We start from the raw sequence: 19,749 nt of genomic DNA, 5'->3' as shown, positions 1-19,749 counted from the left end.
TTTAAAATGGAACCAAAATTATTAATTCTAACAGGACTTGGAGATTCGGGAGAGAATCATTGGCAAAGTTATTGGCTACAAAAATTTAAAAATTCAACCAAGCTTATACAAGACAATTGGGACGAACCTCAACTTAAGAACTGGCTTGCTACTCTTAATGAAACAATCCTAAAATTAGACACGCCAACTATTTTAGTAGCGCATAGTCTAGCGGTTTCATTGGTTGTGCATTGGGCTTCCGCCCATAGTAATCAAAATATCATTGGCGCTTTTCTAGTAGCTCCTGCCGACGTTGATTCGGTTGAACACACACCTGAATTAACTTGGAACTTTTCCCCTATGCCAAAAGCAAAATTGAACTTTCCTTCTATAGTTATAAGCAGCGAAAACGATCCTTACATTACAATTGAAAGAGCCGAGTATTTAGCCCAAAAATGGGGCAGTGATTTTATCAATATAGGCCAAAAAGGACACATTAATTCGGAGTCCAATTTAAAATATTGGGAAGAAGGACAGTTAATTTTGCAACAATTAATAAATAAAAGTCATCGGTGATTATTTAGCCAATTCGCAATCCGTTTGCTATTTTAAAATCGGGAGCCAGTAAAATCACATCGCCTTCCTCTCCTACCGCACCCAGTACCAAGCACTCACTCATGAATTTTCCAATTTGTTTTTTAGGAAAATTAACTACGGCAAGAATTTGTCGGCTGCGCAAATCTTCTTTTTGGTATCGTTTCGTTATTTGTGCGGAAGTTTTTAGAATTCCGATTTCAGAACCAAAATCAATCGTCAATTGATACGCTGGTTTTCGGGCTTCAGGAAAATTATTAACTTCCAGAATAGTTCCTACACGCATTTCTACTCTTTCAAATTCTGGCCAAGTAAGATTTTCCATAGTTAGTTTTATTATATAAAGTATTGAATAACAAACCTATAAATTTTACAAGTATTTACACTAATTCTATAATACTATTTTCAGTTTATGCAACTAATTTTACAATAGAGGAAAATTAAATTCAATTTTTAAATAGTAACATTATGGAAATGAGTCAAGTAAACAAAAGCGAACTGAGAAAAGAAAATGATCCCGGATTAGACATGTACATTGAAACTGCTACCAATGTAAAATTATATGTAAAAGATTACGGACAAGGAAAACCCGTAATTCTTATTCATGGTTGGCCATTATCTAATGAAATGTGGGAATACCAAATTGATGCCTTAATTCAAAATAATTTTCGAGTTATTGCCTATGACCGTCGTGGTTTTGGTAAATCTTCACAACCCTGGGATGGGTACGATTATGATACTTTGGCTGACGATTTGAAGGCTATCATTGAGCAATTGGATTTAAAGGAAGTCACTCTGGTGGGATTTTCAATGGGTGGCGGAGAAGTAGTTCGGTATTTTAGTCGTCATGGCGGAAAAGGAGTTTCAAAAGCTGTATTCATCTCATCAGTTACACCGTTTCTATTGCAAACAGATTCGAATCCAAACGGCGTTCCGCAAGAGAAGTATGACGCGATGGGAGCACAAATGAAAGAAGACCGAATTGGTTTTCTGGATAATTTTGGGAAAACGTTTTTTGGCGTGAGCTTTATCAGCAAACCTATCAGCACTCCGTTATTGGATTATTATAGAATGCTATGTGCTTTTGCTTCACCACGTGCTACTTTACAATGTGCCAAATCATTTTCGTCGACCGATTTTCGCTTGGAAATGGCTTCTGTAAATGTTCCTACCTTAATCATTCATGGCGATGAAGACAAAACAGTTCCTATTGAAATTACTTCTGAGATTGCATCAAAATTAATACCCGACAATAAATTTATTGTTTATGAAGGAGCGCCACACGGTTTATTTTATATCGAAAAAGATAAATTAAATAAAGATTTAATTGAATTTTTAAACTCATAAATTAAAATTCAATAGAATTGAAAATTTATCATTATTTAGTACAAAAAAAATCCCAAAATTTACTTTGGGATTTTTACATTTCATATTTAAAATAAATAGTTTAAACTATTTCACTTCCATTAATTCCACGTCAAAAATCAAAGTAGCATTTGGCGGAATTGCTCCTCCAGCACCACGAGATCCATATCCTAAGTCCGATGGAATAACGAAACGGGCTTTGTCACCTACACGCAACAACGCAATTCCTTCATCCCAACCTTCAATAACTTGACCTTGACCCAATTTAAATTCGATTGGTTTTTTTCTTGGATACGAAGAATCAAAAACTTTTCCATTCTCTAATGAACCTTCATAATGAACCGCAACTGTTTTTCCACTTTCTGCTTTTTTACCGTCACCTCTTTGGATGAACTGGTAACGCAAACCGCTTTCAGTTTTTTCAAAACCAGCCGCTAGCTTTTCCATAGCTGCTTCAACTTCTGCTTTTAGAGTTGCATCACGCTTGTTGCGAGACCCCTTGAATGTGATAAAAGCTTCAATTGCATTCCAATTTTTAGCTTCTTCACCTTCTCTGATAATTTCTAAAGATTCTAACACATCACCTTGCTCCACAGCATCAACAATATCTTGACCTTCTACAACATGACCAAAAACGGTATGTTTGTTATCCAACCAATCTGTAGGGATATGGGTAATATAGAATTGCGAGCCGTTTGTTCCAGGTCCTGAATTAGCCATTGCCAAAACTCCCGGACGATCGTGTTTCAAACTTGGGTGAAATTCATCATCAAATTTATACCCTGGATCTCCAGTTCCTGTTCCTTGTGGACAACCACCTTGAATCATGAAATCAGGAATTACTCTGTGGAATTTTAATCCGTCATAAAATTTAACCCCTTGTGGTTTTACTTTATTTTCTAAGTTTCCTTCCGCCAATCCTACGAAATTCCCCACTGTGCCTGGAGTTAAATCGTGTGCTAGTTTCACTAAAATAGCACCTTTGGTAGTGTTGAATTTAGCATATATTCCGTTTTCCATTTTTTTTAATTTTTATTGAAAGGCAAATTTACGAAATTAATTTTAAAAAGGAATTGGGAGATTCGTTGATTTGGGAATTTGAAAGTTTGGGGATAATATGGATATTTAGATCATTAAAATACATTGTACTTCCATTACACCCTAGCCCAGATTGAAACAACATCCTTTTCTTGCTTTCTTTAGGCAAGAAAAGATAGCGTGTAAAGCTGGAAAGAGCTCCAAAAAAAATGACATCCTTACGAATGTCATTTTAAGTACGAACATCAAAATTTTATCATTTCACTAATAAACCAGCATTTCTCAAGTACGGTTCTATTTGCATGTCATGTCCAATAAAATCTTTAAAGGCTTTGTTTAAATCAACACTATTCCCTACTGATAAAATGTATTTCCTGAAACGTTCACAGTTGGCTCTTGTCATACCACCATTGGCCTGCATCCAGTCGAATGCATTATAGTCCAATGTTTTTGACCACGTGTACGCATAATATCCTGCGGAATACCCCCCACCCCAAATGTGGGCAAAATAAGGCGTGTGGTATCTTGTTGGTACTTCATTAACCAACAATCCGTATTTTTCTAGCGCCTCTTCTTCGAAAACTAAAGTGGGTTTGAAATCGGATTCCTTTTCTACACTATGCCAAGCCATATCTAGCGTTGCCGCTGCTAAAAGCTCTGTAACTACGTATCCTTTATTAAAGGTATCCGCTTTTTTAATTTTATCTATTAATTCCTGAGGAATGGCTTGTTTGGTTTGATAATGTATTGCATAATTTTTCAGCACTAAAGGATCCAATGCTGCATGTTCATTGATTTGGGAAGGAAACTCCACATAATCACGCGGGACAGATGTCCCGGAGAGCGTTGTGTATTGCTGATTAGCAAACAATCCGTGCAAGGTATGTCCGAATTCATGAAACATCGTGGTAACATCATCAAAGCTGATTAAAGATGGATTTCCACCAGCTGGTTTTGAAAAATTATAAACATTGACAATAACTGGTTTTTGCTTTAAATAATGCGACTGATTCACAAAATTACTCATCCAGGCACCGCCATTTTTATTGTCTCGAGTATAAAAGTCTAAGTAGTATATCGCAATTGACTTTCCGTCATTATCATATACTTCATACACTTTTACATCTGGATGATAAACCGGCAAATCATTCCTTTCTTTGAATGTGATGCCATACATTTGTTGTGCAGCAAAAAACACGCCTTTTTCTAAAACAGTACCAATTTCGAAATACGGTTTTATTTGATTTTCATCTAAATCATATTTTGCTTTACGCACTTGCTCTGAATAAAAGTTCCAATCCCAAGGTTCTAATTTAAATCCTCCGTTTTGTGAATCGATCAGGTCTTGAATTTCTTTGGTTTCTACTTTCGCTTTAGTTACTGCCGGACCTGCAATTTTTGCTAATAAATCCATCGCAGGTGCAGGTGATTGCGCCATTTGATCTTGTAGTTTCCATTCGGCGAAACTTTTCTTACCCATTAAATTTGCTTTTTGCAAACGCAATCGTACCATTCGTTCTATTACTTCACGGGTATCGCCATCATCATTTTTTTCGGCACGATTCCATGATGCTTTGAATATTTTTTCTCTCGTAGCTCGATTAGTAAGACTTTGCAACAATGGTTGCTGAGTGGTGTTTAACAATCCTATTAAATACTTCCCATCTTGACCTGCTTCAGTAGCTTTAACCTTTGCAGCGGCAATTTCATTAGCGCTTAATCCCGCTAAATCATTTACATTGTCAAACAAAACGGCTCCGTTTTTTCGGGCAATCAATAATTTATTTCCAAAGAGTGTGCTCAAAGTGGCCAACTCTTCATTAATTTTTTTCATTTTATCTTTATCGGCAAGAGACAAATTTGCTCCCGCTAATTCAAATTGTTGTAAATAATATTGTGTCAATTTTTTATCTTCTCCTTTTAAAGCAGCAATATTCAATGCCTTAAAACGACTGTATAATTTACTATTCAAATAGATTTTATCATTATGAGCTGAAAAAATTGGAGCGTACTCCTCATCAATCGCTTGCAATGTCGGGTTGGTATTAGAGCCCGTTAAATTATAGAAAATACCTGCTGCCCTGCTCAAGTCCACGCCGCTTGTTTCTAAAGCCAGTACAGTATTTTGAAACGTTGACTTCGCTGGATTGTTTGCAATCTTTTCGATTTCTTGATCATGAATTTTTAAACCGTATTCAAAAGCAGGTTTAAAATGATCGTTTTTAATTAAATCAAAAGTCGGTGCTTGATACTGCAACGTACTTTTTTGTAAAAGAGGATTGGTCATCTTAACTGATTTGTTTTGTGCATAGAGTGTTTCAGTTTGGAAAGAAGCTACTAAAAACAGGGAACTTGCAACGATTATTTTCGAAAAAATTTGCATAAATATGTAGTTTATTTTTAAGATCTAAAAGTAGTTGAAAAAAGTATAGTATGAAATACTGCAGTGAAGAATTAATTCCTACTAAAATCGCCAGTATTACATTAAAAGCTAACACAATTCTTAAAAGAATTTTAATCGTTGGTATGGTTATATAAAAACCTCTGCAACTTTGTACCTTTGCTCCCAAATCCTCAGGATTGAAACTTATAAAAGAAATTATGCGCATCGATATTGTTACCGTTCTCCCAGAATTATTGCGAAGTCCGTTTGAGGCTTCGATCATGAAACGTGCTATTGACAAAGGATTGGTGGAAGTTTATTTTCACAATTTACGGGATTACACCACCAACAGACAGAAAAGTGTTGATGATTATCCCTATGGCGGTGGTGCTGGAATGGTAATGACGGTACAGCCTATTGATGCATGCATTACACATTTGAAAAGCGAAAGGTCCTACGATGAAATCATTTATATGTCGCCTGACGGGGAAACCTTAAACCAGAAAATGGCGAATACCATGTCGATGTACGAAAACATTATTATCCTTTGCGGGCATTATAAAGGTGTGGATCAACGGGTGCGTGATCATTTCATTACCAAAGAAATATCAATTGGCGATTATGTATTGAGCGGAGGAGAATTAGGAGCTTTGGTATTATCGGATGCATTAATCCGATTGATTCCTGGCGTTTTGAGTGACGAAACCTCAGCATTGACAGACAGTTTTCAGGATGGTTTATTATCAGGACCAATATATACTCGTCCGGCAGATTATAACGGCTGGAAAGTTCCGGAAGTTTTGACCAGCGGAAATTTTGCCAAAATAGATAAATGGCGCGAAGATATGGCCTATGAGCACACCAAGAACAGAAGACCCGATTTATTGGAGGAATAGTTTTCAGTTTTCAGTCGCAGTTTTCAGTGCGGAATTCAATAAAAAAGTTTTCAGTCCCAGTCGCAGTTTTCAGTGCGGAATTTAATAAAATAGTTTCCAGTCGCAGTTTTCAGTTTGAAATTGAATAAAAAATTGTAGTTTGCATTCCCCATTAACTAAGACTGAAAACTGAGACTGAAAACTGAGACTGAGACTGAGACTGAAACCGGGACGGAAAACTAAAAAACCCAAATAAAATCAACGATGGATTTCAAAGAATTATTAGCATTTCAGAAGTCGTTTCAGTTAGCAATGGATATCTTTAAGTTGTCGAAATCATTTCCAAAAGAAGAAAAGTATTCTCTCACAGATCAAATCAGACGTTCTTCGAGAAGCGTTTCTGCTAACATCGCGGAAGCATACAGAAAAAGACGCTACATTAATCATTTCATCAGTAAATTAACAGATAGTGATGCTGAAAATTCAGAAACAAATGTCTGGTTAGAATTTTCTCTGAAATGTGAATATATAGATATTGAAACTTATAATGATTTGAATAACAAAACTATTGAAATTGGTCGATTAATAAATTTCATGATCAATAATCCTGATAAATTTGGATGTAAAATTTAGGTTTTTAATCCAATCAAAGTATATTATGACTGAAAACTGAGACTGAGACTGAACACTTAAAATAAAAGTTGTAAATTAAAACAAAAATTGTACTTTTGCGCCCACATTAGTTCAACCTCTGGCGAGATCCGTGAATGTTGATTTAATACAATCCATAATTAAAAAAATTATCATGGCAGATTTAATGAAATTCGTTCAAGACGAATTCGTAACAAGAAAAGAATTCCCAGTTTTTGCAGCTGGAGACACTATTACCGTTTACTACGAAATTAGAGAGGGTGAAAAAACTAGAACTCAGTTTTTCAAAGGAGTTGTAATCCAAAGAAGAGGTTCTGCTAATACCGAAACTTTTACTATTCGTAAAATGTCAGGTGCAATTGGAGTAGAGCGTATCTTCCCGGTAAATCTACCTGCATTACAAAAAATTGAAATCAATAAGAAAGGTGCTGTACGTAGAGCTAGAATTTTCTACTTCAGAGAACTTACTGGTAAAAAAGCTAAAATTAAAGATAAAAGAAGATAGTTTACTATCTCTTTATTATAAAAGTCTCAACAGTGTTGGGACTTTTTTTTGTTTACTATTTCCCTTATAAATTCCTAATTTAGGAGTTATGAGCCCATAAAACTAACAATATAAGAATAACAAGTTCATAATCAAAAAATTCATGTTTTTCTACATAAAATCCACGTTCTATTACGTCTGATTTTCATATATTTGTTCGCCTTATTTTAAGTAAAATACACTTATCTAAGCTACATTTAACGTGATGATTATAAAAATAAAAAAATGACACAGAAATCAAAAATTTTTTACACCCTTACTGATGAAGCGCCTTTATTGGCAACGTATTCATTTTTACCTATTGTACAAGCATTTACATCAACTTCTGACATTGAAATTGAAACTAGAGACATTTCTTTAGCCGCAAGAATTTTAGCAAACTTCCCGGAGTTTTTGAAAGAAGATCAAAAAACAGGAGATGCATTAATAGAACTTGGACAATTAGCTACAACTCCAGAAGCTAACATTATAAAATTACCAAATGTTTCAGCTTCTGTTCCGCAGTTAAAAGCGGCTATAACTGAATTACAATCTCATGGTTATAATTTGCCAAACTTCCCCGAAGAACCTCAAAATGAAGCGGAGACAACCGTTAAAGCAAAATATTCTAAAATATTAGGTTCGGCTGTAAACCCCATTTTACGTGAAGGAAATTCTGACCGCAGAGCACCAAAAGCAGTTAAAAACTACGCTAAAGCAAACCCGCATTCTATGGGCGCGTGGTCTGCCGATTCAAAAACGCACGTAGCTTCTATGGAAAGCGGTGATTTTTACGGAAGTGAAAAATCAGTCACTCTTGCTGATGCTACTGATGTAAAAATCGAATTCGTTGCTAAAGATGGTGCAACTACTGTCCTGAAAGCAAGTACTCCACTAAAAGCAGGTGAAATAATCGACAGTTCAGTAATGAACCTGAACGCTTTAAAAACTTTTGTTGCCAAAACAATTGTAGAGGCAAAAAAATTAAACGTTTTACTTTCGGTTCACCTGAAAGCTACAATGATGAAAGTTTCTGATCCAATTATTTTTGGCGCTATTGTAGAAGTATATTTTGCAGCTGTTTTCGAAAAATATGCCGCTTTGTTTACTGAATTGAATATTGATACTAGAAACGGTTTGGGTGATGTATACGCAAAAATTGCAGGACAACCGATGCAGGCTGAAGTAGAAGCGGCACTGAACCAAGCAATAGCTACAGGACCAGCATTGGCCATGGTAAATTCTGATAAAGGAATTACCAATCTTCACGTTCCGTCGGACGTGATTGTCGATGCTTCGATGCCAGCTATGATTCGTACTTCAGGACAGATGTTTAATAAGGACGGTAAGCAACAAGATATCGTAGCCATTATTCCTGACAGGTGTTACGCCGGTGTTTATACAGCAACTATTGCTTTTTGTAAAAAAAATGGTGCATTTGACCCAACTACAATGGGAAGTGTACCAAACGTAGGTCTGATGGCACAAAAAGCAGAAGAATATGGTTCTCATGACAAAACATTTCAAGTGACAGCTGACGGAGTTGTCCGTGTTGTAGATGTGAACGGAAATGTTTTAATGGAACAAGTCGTTGAAGATAAAGATATTTTCAGAATGTGTCAGGCAAAAGATGCCCCGATTCAAGACTGGGTCAAATTAGCTGTAAACAGAGCACGTTTATCTAACACCCCGGCCATTTTCTGGTTGGATAATAATAGAGCACACGATAGAGCACTAATTGAAAAAGTTACCAAATATTTAAAAGATCACGACACTACCGGTTTAGATATTCAAATCCTGAATCCTATTGAAGCAACAAACTTTACATTGGAAAGAATCATCAAAGGATTAGATACTATTTCTGTAACTGGAAACGTATTACGAGATTATTTAACAGATTTATTCCCCATTTTAGAAGTGGGAACATCAGCAAAAATGCTATCAATTGTTCCATTAATGAATGGTGGTGGATTGTTTGAAACTGGTGCCGGTGGATCAGCTCCAAAACACGTAACGCAATTTACGTCCGAAGGATATTTACGTTGGGATTCTCTTGGTGAATTCTTGGCCTTAGGTGCTTCACTGGAACATTTAGGACAGACAGTGAATAATTCTAAAGCTATTGTTTTAGCGGAAACTCTTGATGTCGCTACCGAAAAATTCTTAGCAACTGATAAATCACCAGCACGTAGATTAGGCGAAATTGACAACCGTGGTTCTCATTTTTACTTGGCTATGTATTGGGCAGAAGCCTTGGCAGCGCAGGATAAAGAACCTGCTTTGAAAGCTATCTTCTCTCCTATTGCAGTAGAATTTGCAGAAAATGAAACTAAAATCAATGCCGAGTTAATTGCAGCGCAAGGAAAACCCCAAGACATTGGTGGTCATTACCAACCAAATCCTGAATTAACAGAAAAAGCAATGCGTCCAAGTGAAACTTTCAATACAATATTGGCAAAAATCGCTTAATGAAGTCATTTCATATAGTAAAAAAGGACGGCTGGAGACAGTCGTCCTTTTTTTATATTAGCAATACCTTAACATCTGTTATAATGCTATTAAAATTCTATTTTATGTAATTTGTATTTTTCATTTCGATAAAATCTGACCAATGACTCCAAAGAAAATTATTACCTTTTTAGTTGTATTATTATCCTCATTGTCCTCTTTCGCTCAAGAGAAATTTACGCTAAGCGGAACTATTATTGACGCGAACAGTAACGAAACTTTAATAGGTGTCAATGTTGTAATTCCACAACTTAAAACCGGAGTAACAACTAATGAATATGGTTTTTATTCCATCACTTTACCACAAGGGACATACAGCGTACAAATACGTTATTTGGGCTATCAGACCCTTGAACAATCAATACATCTGAACCAAAACATAAAAAATAATTTTAATTTATATAGTACTGAAACCGCGCTACAAGAAGTTATAATTACCGATAACAAAACCAAAACAGACATCCAAAAACCGGAAATGAGCGTCAACAAGCTCTCAATATCAGCTATTAAAAAAATGCCAGTTGTTCTAGGTGAAGTCGATGTTTTAAAATCTATTTTATTGCTGCCCGGAGTTACTAATGCTGGCGAAGGCGCATCCGGCTTTAATGTTCGCGGCGGTGGTGCCGACCAAAATTTAATTCTCTTGGATGAAGCAACCATATTTAATTCATCCCATGTTTTTGGTTTCTTCTCTGTTTTTAATCCGGATGCTATCAAAGATTTAAAGCTGTACAAAGGTGGAATTCCAGCACGTTTTGGAGGAAGAGCTTCTTCTGTTTTGGATATTTATCAAAAAGACGGCAACAGCAAAGGATTTCATGTCAATGGAGGAATCGGATTAATTTCCAGCAGGATTTTGGCCGAAGGACCATTGGTTAAAGACAAAGGTTCCTTTCTTATTGGCGGCCGAAGCTCCTATGCACATTTATTCCTGAAACTATCCAAAGAACAAAAAAACAACTCGGCTTATTTTTATGATTTGAACACTAAGTTAAGCTACAAATTAGATTCAAACAACAGCCTTTATCTATCGGGTTATTTTGGCCGGGATGTTTTTAGTCTGAATAAAAGTTTTACTAACATTTACGGAAATACAACCGTAAACCTTCGCTGGAACCATTTGTTTTCTGAAAAATTATTTTCTAATTTATCGCTCATTTACAGCGATTACTATTACGGTTTGGATTTGGATTTTGTAGGTTTCAAATGGGATTCCGGCATCAAGAATTATAATATTAAATACGATTTCAAGAATTATATTTCGGATAAATTCAAATTGAATTACGGTGTAAACGGAATTTATTACGAGTTTAATCCGGGAACTATCAAACCATCTGATGCTAACTCCGGAATTAATTTTGATCAATTGGATAAAAAATATGCTTTTGAGCCCGCACTTTATATCAATGCTGATCACAAAATAACCAATAAAATAGCACTTTCCTATGGGCTTCGTTATAGTATGTTTTACCGTTTAGGACAATCTACCGTAAATATTTATGAAAATGACAATCCGGTGATTTTCAATTCAGATTTACAGATTTATGAAAAAGCAACTCCAATTAGCGCCCAATTCTATGACAAAAACAAAGTCATTAAAAGATATAATTATTTGGAACCACGTTTTTCACTAGCATATCAACTCAACGATGACCAAGCTGTCAAAGCAAGCTACAACAGAATGGTGCAGTATTTACAATTGATTTCGAACACCACATCGCCTACTCCACTTGATGTATGGACGCCAAGCGACAGTTTCATTAAACCTCAAATTACCGATCAGGTGGCTTTGGGTTATTTTAAAAATTTCAATGAAGACCTCTATTCCCTTGAAATAGAAACGTATTATAAAGAAGTTCAAAACCGATTGGATTACATTGACGGCGCTAATTTGATTGCTAATAAAGCCATTGAACAAATTATCCTGAACGGTCAATTAAGATCGTATGGTTTAGAAATCATGTTTCGGAAAAATGAAGGGAAATTTACTGGTTGGATTTCGTATACCTTATCCAAATCAGAGCAACAAACTCCGGGCAGAACGCCAAAAGAAACTGGAATCAACAACGGCCAATGGTACAATTCAGTATATGATAAATTGCATAATATTGCAATAACCACTTCCTATAATTGGAATGAAAAATGGTCTTTTGGAGCTAATTTTGCCCTGCAAACAGGGCAACCGGTAACCTATCCCATTGGACAATATGATTACTTAGATATAAACGTCCCTAGTTATGGACTGAGAAACGATAATCGACTTCCGGCATACCATCATCTTGACATTGCTGCTACTTTGACTCCAAAAAGTAATAAAGATCGCCAGTGGAAAGGAGAATGGGTTTTTAGCATTTACAATTTATACAATCGAAAAAATGCCGCGTCAATTAATTTCAAACAAAACTCAGATACTGGAACCAATGAAGCGGTAAAAACTTCAATCTTTGGTGTTGTTCCTGCAGTGAGTTATAATTTCAAATTTTAAGCTTAGACTTGAATATGACAACAAAATAAAAATAAAATCATGAAAAAAATAACACTTTATTTGATACTGATCATCGGGGTTTTATCAGTAAGTTGTGAAGATGTTGTCGAAGTAGATTTAGACAATGCGTCACCAAGATTGGTTATCGAGGCTGCAATCTATTGGAAAAAAGGAACGACCGGAAATCAACAGAAAATAAAACTAAGCACTACAACCGGTTTTTATAGCACTGAAATTCCCAAAGTTTCCGGCGCAACCGTTTTTATAAAAAACAGTACTAATATCGTTTTTAGTTTTTCAGAAATTGCAAATACAGGCGAGTACACGTGTACTACTTTTGTTCCTGTAATCAACGAAACTTACACGCTCCATATTATCAGTAACGGCAATACCTACACTGCTGTAGAAACGTTGAAACCCGTTACGCCAATCACTAAAATTGTGCAAAATAACCAAGGTGGATTTACTGGAACTGATATAGAAATTAAAACCTTTTATCAAGATCCAATGGGTGAAAGCAATTATTACCTCTACAAATATGTGTATTCGAACCAAGTAAAATCAAACTTTTATGTAGACCAAGATGAGTTTTTTAACGGAAACGAATTCTTCAGTATTTCGCAAAATGATGATTTAAAAAAAGAGGATAAAATTGAAATAAGCCACTTCGGAATTTCTAAAGCCTATTACAATTACATGAGTGTTTTGGTGAGTATCGCAGGAAATAATGGCGGCGGACCGTTTCAATCTCCTCCTGCAACTGTGAGAGGAAACATTATTAACACCACTGATACGACTAATTATCCCTTGGGCTATTTCTCCCTTAGCGAAGTCACTATTAGAAATTACACTATTGAATAATTAGGAGCTAATCCAGCTGTTCATTACAACCAAAAAAGGTTCTAAACAGTTTTCCAGTCCGTATAAGGAGCTTCCTTTGGTCGCTCTTCTACTGCCGGAAAACTAAAGTTTACAACCAGTTTTGGTTTTCATTGCCATCCGGGCTAGTACGTGAGAGATAAAACGAGAACTTTTATTTACTTTTACATCATAATTTATAATTCATAATTAAGTATGTCTTCACACCATATCGTTCGCGACGACCAAGAACCTGCTTTAATCATTGCAAATGGGGCTTCCTGTAATCCCGAATTATTGGGTCAGTTACTGGAATGGTCGCCGCTTGTGATTGTACTAGATTCGGCCATGGTTCGTGTCATGGAATTAGACATCAAAGTCGATGTGCTTTTAGGGGATTTCGACAGAGGATTCGATCCTGAAATATATAAAACCTCGCAGTACCCCATCGAAATCGTTCACACGCCGGACCAGAATAAAACCGATTTAGAAAAAGCTTTTGACTATTTAATCGAACGAAAAATTCCTGCAGTAAACGTTGTCTGGGCCACCGGAAGAAGAGCAGATCATACCATTACCAATCTTACCAACATCACGCGTTATAGAAATTTATTAAAAATTGTTATTCTCGACGATCATTCAAAAGTGTTTCTGTTGCCTAAAAAATTCGAAAAATGGTACACGGCCAGTACTCCTATTTCATTAATTCCCATCGGTCATGTGACTGGAATTCATTCGGATAATTTATTTTACCCATTGAAAGATGATAGTTTGACCATTGGTTATAAAACCGGAAGCAGTAATCATGTCATTAAAGACGGCATTGTTACAATAATTCATGACCAAGGCGATTTATTGATGATGGAATGTTTAGATTAGTTTTTAGTGTAAATTCAACAATTCATTTCTCACAATATCATAATGGCTCCAGGGTATAAAATGATTCGCTTTTTCGATCGTTATTGTATCAATTGATTTTGCATTGACCAACATTTTTTTCATAAAGGCAACATTACTATACGGTACCAAAGCATCTTTTGTTCCATGAATAATGGTAACATCGCAAGTAATCTTTTTCAACTCTGGTTTTAAAGCTATCAAATCCTGTTTCAGCCACCACAACTCATCATTAGCAGGCCGTAATGCTCCGGGAATCAAATACCGTAAAGGCAAAGCTTTGACAACAGTTCTCCATTTCTCTGAGTTTTCAGCTTTTGGGTCCAATGAGCCTGACAATATCACCAATCGTTTATACCAAGCTGGATTATCCACTGCTAACTGAGCTACGACGGGCCCACCATAGGAATGTCCGACCAAAATTATCGGCTTCTTATTATCAATTTTACGTATAAAGGCTGCTATTCTCTTCGATTGTACACCTAAGTTTTGAGCATCTCCAAAATCACTGTAACCAAAACCGGGTCGGTCAATAGCAATCATTCGGTATTTTTTTAGTAATAAAGTGTCTGCAAGATATTCTTTAAAGGCATTCCAACTTCCGGGTGAACCGTGTATAAAAAACAAAGTTGGATTTTGCATCATACCAGTTTCTACATAATGAATTTTATAACCGTCAAAAACTATTGTTTTATCCTGAAATCTTGTCTGGGAGGCACCAAAAAATTTTGTTGTTTCCTTATTCGAAAATCGCATCGTCATACAAGACTGACACATTACGATATACAAAAAAATTAAACTGTAAATTATGTATCTCTTTTTGAAATGGAAGGAGGTGCGCGTATAGGTCATTGTATTTGTATTTGTATTTTTTATAAAAGTAACCGTTTTTAGGTTTCAAAAATACTTGCCCAATCTAATTTAATAATTTCTTTTTTTATCTATTTACAACGGCTGTGTCAAGGCAAAAGCATACTTCAAAATAATCAAAGATTCGCAGATGTACTACTGGAAATTTTATTCTTTTTGCAAATTTAGAGAAAATTATGCCGAACAAGTCTGCTCAAAATTTTCGGTTTTAAAAAGATATAGGTACTGTTATCCGCTACGATGTAGCAAAATAATTCCTACATTTACGCAGCCCTTAGTAGTTATTACCAAAATAGTTATACCTATCTTTGCATCGAAAAATAGAAAATGAAAGCGAAAACAAGTACCGAAAAGATTAATTTACATCCTAGAAATCTTGACAGATTTGGATATAATTTTGAGCAATTAATAGCGAAATCTCCTGAATTAAAGACTTTTGTTTCTGTCAATGAGCATAAAATTGAGACCATTGATTTTAGCAATCCTGATGCCGTAAAGGCACTTAACAAAGCGTTGCTAGTATCACATTACGACATTCAAAACTGGGATATCCCTAAAAATTATCTTTGCCCTCCGATTCCCGGAAGAGCAGATTATATACATTACCTCGCTGATTTATTAGCTTCAACCAACAACGGAATTATTCCAGAAGGAGAAACTGTTCAAGGTTTAGATATTGGTGTGGGGGCGAATTGCATCTATCCTATAATAGGTAATTCCGCTTACGGCTGGAGTTTTGTAGGAACTGATATTGACTTAAAAGCAATTGAAAATTGCAGTGCCATCATTGAAGAAAATCCAAAACTAATTGATGCCATAAGTTTACAGCAACAAACAGAATCACGCTTCATTTTTAAAAATATAATTACTCCCGAAGATAAATTTACATTTACCATTTGCAATCCTCCTTTCCATGCTTCGCAAGATGAAGCCACAAAAAGTACGGTTCGAAAAATCAATAATTTAGAAAATACCAAAACTACAACCCGAGGCGCCGCCGAACGGAGCGAAGCTAAACCTGTTTTAAATTTTGGTGGCCATAATGCTGAATTATGGTGTGAAGGCGGTGAATTAGGCTTTACTACTCAAATGATTTACGAAAGTGCGAAATATCCCATGCAATGTTTATGGTTTACGACTTTAGTCTCTAAAAAAGAGAATCTTTCCAGTCTTTACAAAGCATTAAACAAGGTAAGTGCGGTTCAAATTAAAACAATTGACATGGCTCAAGGCCAAAAAACTAGCCGAATTGTTGCTTGGACATTTTTGAGTGAGGCACAACAAAAAGCGTGGAAATTTGACTAAAAACGACTCCTTTTTTTAGTTCCTTTTGCCTACAATATGCAAGACAGCAGCAATTAGCCCTGAAAAACCGGATTTTTACAATCGGAACATTTGTTTTATTCATTTCGTGTCAAACGCAATCGAAGCAAAATCCTTTACTTTATGTAAATCATGTGAAGAAACTTGAATTTCTTGCCCTTGATGACAAATGTGTCGAATGGGGCGGAGATGTAAAAAGCATTAGAGTTTCGTTGCGTACACAACATGGAAATGAAACTCGTATTGAACGGACCCAGACATTTCGGCTATACAATAAATATCTGTTTGGATAGCTCAGAAATTATTTCGATGACCATTCCACTAGGAAACCAAAAACACCGCTGCCCATCTCGGTTCGGCCTTTCCAATCAACAGCCAAACAGAAAAACCAGAAGTTTTACCATTGGTAACACTCTTTTGATTAATTTTGTATAAACTCTTTTCTTATGAGCGCAATCGAATTAAAAAAATTACTGATTTCTAAAATTGCGGAAATTGATGACGAAGTATTTTTGTTAGAAATAAATGCTGTTTTAGATAGTAAATCGGAAAGAATAATAGCTTTAACTCAAAATCAAATTGATGATATTTTAATTTCGAGAATTGAAATTAAAAATGGATTAGGAATTGATAATGATGATTTAGATTTAGAAATTACAAAATGGCTTCAAGAAGAATAATTTGGTCTCCTAAGTCAAAAGAAAGATTATATCAAATCTTAGAGTTTTTCAATCACAGAAATCGAAATACTATTTATTCTAAAAAACTATATAAAAGTTTTAGACACGAACTCTCGACTTTAAAAAAGCAACCTTACATAGGAGTCAAAACCAATTTTGAAAATGTCCACGGGTTAATTGTGGGCGATTATGTGTTATTTTATGAAATTGAATTAACACAAATCAATGTAATTACTGTTTGGGATAGTCGTCAAGATCCCGAAAATTTAAAAATTATTTGAATCTAAAATCCCGAATGAATTTCCAAGTAGTATCTGATTACCAGCCTAAGGGCGACCAACCTCAAGCGATTGAAAAATTGACTCAAGGGATTATTGAAGGTGATAAATTCCAAACACTTTTAGGAGTTACCGGATCCGGAAAAACATTTACCGTTGCCAATGTCATTCAGGAAGTACAAAGACCGACATTAGTTTTAGCACACAACAAAACTTTAGCAGCACAATTATATTCGGAATTCAAGCAATTTTTCCCGAATAACGCTGTAGAATATTTCGTTTCTTACTACGATTATTACCAGCCAGAAGCTTTTATGCCTGTAACGGGCGTTTTTATTGAGAAGGACTTATCTATCAATGAAGAACTAGAAAAAATGCGAATGTCAACCACGGCTTCGTTGCTTTCCGGACGAAGAGATATTTTGGTCGTCGCATCGGTTTCGTGTTTATACGGTATTGGAAATCCCATCGAATTTCAAAAAAACTTGATTCCAATTGAGAAAGGACAAATTATTTCTAGAACCAAATTATTGCATCAACTGGTGCAAAGTTTATATTCCAGAACAGAAGCCGATTTTAATCCGGGAAGTTTCAGAATAAAAGGAGATACCGTCGATGTTTATCCTAGTTATGCGGATGACGCCTATCGCATTCATTTCTTTGGTGATGAAATCGAGGAAATTGAAAGTTTCGATACTAAGAATTCTCAAGTAATCGAGAAATTTGAAAAACTGACGATTTATCCCGCTAACATGTTTGTGACGTCTCCAGATGTTTTGCAAAATGCAATTTGGGAAATTCAACAGGATTTAGTAAAACAGGTTGATTATTTCAAGGAAATTGGCAAACATCTCGAAGCAAAACGATTAGAAGAACGCACCAATTTTGATTTAGAAATGATTCGGGAACTCGGTTATTGCTCCGGAATTGAAAATTATTCCCGGTACCTTGATGGACGTTTACCAGGAACCAGACCTTTTTGTTTATTGGATTATTTTCCAAAAGATTACTTAATGGTGGTGGACGAAAGCCATGTCACACTTTCACAGGTCAGCGCAATGTATGGCGGAGACAGAAGCCGAAAAGAAAATTTAGTGGAATATGGTTTTAGACTTCCCGCAGCAATGGACAATCGCCCTTTAAAATTTGAAGAGTTTGAAGCGATGCAAAATCAAGTAATTTACGTTTCGGCAACGCCGGCTGATTATGAATTGCAAAAAACAGAAGGCGTCGTTGTAGAACAAGTAATTCGTCCTACAGGACTATTAGATCCAGTTATCGAAATCCGACCGAGTTTAAACCAAATTGATGATTTAATTGAAGAAATTCAGCTTCGTGCCGAAATTGACGAACGTGTTTTGGTGACGACTTTAACCAAAAGAATGGCGGAAGAATTAGCTAAATACTTAACTAAAGTCAATATTCGTTGCCGTTATATTCACTCCGAAGTAGACACTTTGGAACGAATAGAAATCATGCAAGATTTGCGAAAAGGAATTTTTGATGTATTAATTGGTGTGAATTTACTTCGTGAAGGTTTGGATTTACCTGAAGTTTCTTTGGTGGCAATTTTAGATGCAGACAAAGAAGGTTTTTTACGAAGTCATCGTTCGCTTACGCAAACAATTGGTCGTGCGGCGAGAAACTTGAATGGAAAAGCAATTATGTATGCTGATAAAATCACCAACAGCATGCAAAAAACCATTGACGAGACTAATTATCGCAGAACCAAACAAATCAATCACAATACTTTAAATAATATCGTACCGCAAGCTTTAAATAAAAAAATTGAGAGCGCATTTACTAAAAACCCTTTAGCTGATTATGAATTAGGCTACGCAGTAAATACCGCTGCCGAACCCGAAAACTTATATCTCTCCAAAGCTGAGATTGAAAAACGTATACGCGAAAAACGGAAATCAATGGAAAAAGCAGCCAAAGATTTGGACTTTATGCAAGCTGCAAAATTACGAGATGAAATTAAAGCATTACAAGGACAATTAACTTAATTCTGTTGCTCCTTAAAAACAGTCAGCAAAACTTCGGCATCAATAATCGCATTTGGTGCTTCCTTCATTAGCTTTAAAATGCGTTTCGTGGCCTCTGGATTGAGTCCCATGTCAATTGCAATTTGTTGGATAGCAACAGCTTCTTTTTTGTGCAGCACACCATCACTATGCATTAACAAAGCCAATCTATAAAATTGTTGAATCCGCTGAAACTCGGATTTGATTGGTAATTTCGGTAATTCCTGATGAAACAAATCATTGAATCCTCCTTTTTCTATATTTAATTCATTGGCAACAATAAACAAAAAATCGTATTCTCTCTTATGCAATTGTCCATCAACAGCAGAAAAAGCAATCATCTCTAAAAGTAAGCTCCTTTTTTCCTCGTATGTATCCATGAAATTATTATTTTTAGCTAAAATATTGCATTTAA

At 35.6% G+C, this 19,749-nt stretch carries 18 protein-coding genes; 13 read left to right on the top strand and 5 right to left on the bottom strand.

Features of this window, described 5'->3' with window-relative positions:
- Window positions 1-6: 6 nt before the first annotated feature.
- Window positions 7-555, top strand: a complete 549-nt coding sequence (locus ACNQGJ_RS13760) for an RBBP9/YdeN family alpha/beta hydrolase (protein ID WP_417974047.1) — start codon at window positions 7-9, stop codon at window positions 553-555.
- Window positions 556-559: 4 nt separating this feature from the next.
- On the opposite strand, the gene ACNQGJ_RS13755 is transcribed toward ACNQGJ_RS13760, so the two are convergent.
- Window positions 560-898, bottom strand: coding sequence for a tRNA-binding protein (locus ACNQGJ_RS13755; protein WP_417974049.1), 339 nt, complete (start codon window positions 896-898; stop codon window positions 560-562).
- Between the two features lie 143 nt (window positions 899-1,041).
- Between ACNQGJ_RS13755 and ACNQGJ_RS13750 the strand changes: the two genes are divergently transcribed.
- Entirely contained in the window at window positions 1,042-1,920 is an 879-nt protein-coding gene (locus ACNQGJ_RS13750; RefSeq protein ID WP_417974051.1) for an alpha/beta fold hydrolase, read from the top strand.
- A 105-nt stretch (window positions 1,921-2,025) separates the two neighbouring features.
- Here the strand turns inward: ACNQGJ_RS13750 and ACNQGJ_RS13745 are convergent, their stop codons facing one another.
- Both ACNQGJ_RS13745 and ACNQGJ_RS13740 read right to left on the bottom strand, forming a co-directional pair.
- Window positions 2,026-2,958: a peptidylprolyl isomerase gene (locus ACNQGJ_RS13745; RefSeq protein ID WP_417974053.1), complete on the bottom strand. Its 933-nt coding sequence runs from the start codon at window positions 2,956-2,958 to the stop codon at window positions 2,026-2,028.
- Window positions 2,959-3,232: 274 nt separating this feature from the next.
- Entirely contained in the window at window positions 3,233-5,359 is a 2,127-nt protein-coding gene (locus tag ACNQGJ_RS13740; protein WP_417974055.1) for a M3 family metallopeptidase, read from the bottom strand.
- A 218-nt stretch (window positions 5,360-5,577) separates the two neighbouring features.
- Here ACNQGJ_RS13740 and trmD point away from each other — a divergent pair, with 218 nt between their 5' ends.
- From trmD to ACNQGJ_RS13705, 7 genes are all read left to right on the top strand, one after another.
- A complete protein-coding gene (gene trmD, locus ACNQGJ_RS13735; protein WP_417974108.1) occupies window positions 5,578-6,255 on the top strand; it encodes a tRNA (guanosine(37)-N1)-methyltransferase TrmD in 678 nt (225 codons plus the stop codon).
- A 243-nt stretch (window positions 6,256-6,498) separates the two neighbouring features.
- The gene (locus tag ACNQGJ_RS13730; RefSeq protein WP_417974058.1) at window positions 6,499-6,867 is read left to right on the top strand and encodes a four helix bundle protein; all 369 of its coding nucleotides are present in this window, start codon (window positions 6,499-6,501) and stop codon (window positions 6,865-6,867) included.
- A gap of 172 nt (window positions 6,868-7,039) precedes the next feature.
- Window positions 7,040-7,390, top strand: a complete 351-nt coding sequence (gene rplS / locus ACNQGJ_RS13725) for a 50S ribosomal protein L19 (RefSeq protein WP_073354306.1) — start codon at window positions 7,040-7,042, stop codon at window positions 7,388-7,390.
- Window positions 7,391-7,654: 264 nt separating this feature from the next.
- Window positions 7,655-9,877 carry an NADP-dependent isocitrate dehydrogenase gene (locus ACNQGJ_RS13720; RefSeq protein ID WP_417974060.1) on the top strand — a complete coding sequence of 741 codons (2,223 nt, stop codon included), beginning with the start codon at window positions 7,655-7,657 and terminating at the stop codon, window positions 9,875-9,877.
- Between the two features lie 142 nt (window positions 9,878-10,019).
- Window positions 10,020-12,401 carry a TonB-dependent receptor gene (locus ACNQGJ_RS13715; protein WP_417974062.1) on the top strand — a complete coding sequence of 794 codons (2,382 nt, stop codon included), beginning with the start codon at window positions 10,020-10,022 and terminating at the stop codon, window positions 12,399-12,401.
- 39 nt (window positions 12,402-12,440) lie between these two features.
- Window positions 12,441-13,262, top strand: a complete 822-nt coding sequence (locus tag ACNQGJ_RS13710; protein ID WP_417974064.1) for a DUF4249 domain-containing protein — start codon at window positions 12,441-12,443, stop codon at window positions 13,260-13,262.
- 213 nt (window positions 13,263-13,475) lie between these two features.
- Window positions 13,476-14,138, top strand: a complete 663-nt coding sequence (locus ACNQGJ_RS13705) for a thiamine diphosphokinase (RefSeq protein ID WP_417974066.1) — start codon at window positions 13,476-13,478, stop codon at window positions 14,136-14,138.
- A gap of 3 nt (window positions 14,139-14,141) precedes the next feature.
- Here the strand turns inward: ACNQGJ_RS13705 and ACNQGJ_RS13700 are convergent, their stop codons facing one another.
- Window positions 14,142-15,008, bottom strand: a complete 867-nt coding sequence (locus ACNQGJ_RS13700; protein WP_417974068.1) for an alpha/beta fold hydrolase — start codon at window positions 15,006-15,008, stop codon at window positions 14,142-14,144.
- Between the two features lie 345 nt (window positions 15,009-15,353).
- Here ACNQGJ_RS13700 and rlmF point away from each other — a divergent pair, with 345 nt between their 5' ends.
- The 4 genes from rlmF to uvrB all read left to right on the top strand — a co-directional run bounded on the left by rlmF (window position 15,354) and on the right by uvrB (window position 19,316).
- On the top strand, window positions 15,354-16,331 hold the full coding sequence (rlmF, locus tag ACNQGJ_RS13695; protein ID WP_417974070.1) for a 23S rRNA (adenine(1618)-N(6))-methyltransferase RlmF: 978 nt from the start codon (window positions 15,354-15,356) through the stop codon (window positions 16,329-16,331).
- 464 nt (window positions 16,332-16,795) lie between these two features.
- Complete coding sequence (locus ACNQGJ_RS13690; protein ID WP_417974072.1) at window positions 16,796-17,029, top strand: hypothetical protein; 234 nt, start codon at window positions 16,796-16,798, stop codon at window positions 17,027-17,029.
- Window positions 17,011-17,310 (top strand): type II toxin-antitoxin system RelE/ParE family toxin, encoded by a 300-nt coding sequence (locus ACNQGJ_RS13685; protein WP_417974074.1) that lies wholly within the window; start codon window positions 17,011-17,013, stop codon window positions 17,308-17,310. The genes ACNQGJ_RS13690 and ACNQGJ_RS13685 overlap by 19 nt, the downstream gene beginning before the upstream one ends.
- Window positions 17,311-17,324: 14 nt before the next feature.
- Window positions 17,325-19,316 carry an excinuclease ABC subunit UvrB gene (uvrB, locus tag ACNQGJ_RS13680; RefSeq protein ID WP_417974076.1) on the top strand — a complete coding sequence of 664 codons (1,992 nt, stop codon included), beginning with the start codon at window positions 17,325-17,327 and terminating at the stop codon, window positions 19,314-19,316.
- Here uvrB and ACNQGJ_RS13675 read toward each other — a convergent pair.
- On the bottom strand, window positions 19,313-19,714 hold the full coding sequence (locus ACNQGJ_RS13675; protein WP_417974078.1) for an excinuclease ABC subunit B: 402 nt from the start codon (window positions 19,712-19,714) through the stop codon (window positions 19,313-19,315). The genes uvrB and ACNQGJ_RS13675 overlap by 4 nt on opposite strands.
- Between the last annotated feature and the right edge of the window lie 35 nt (window positions 19,715-19,749).

The sequence above is a fragment of the Flavobacterium cryophilum genome (assembly GCF_048286555.1).
GTDB lineage: Bacteria > Bacteroidota > Bacteroidia > Flavobacteriales > Flavobacteriaceae > Flavobacterium.
The sequence above is the reverse complement of the archived record's forward strand: the minus strand, read 5'-3'. Positions and strand labels throughout refer to the sequence as shown.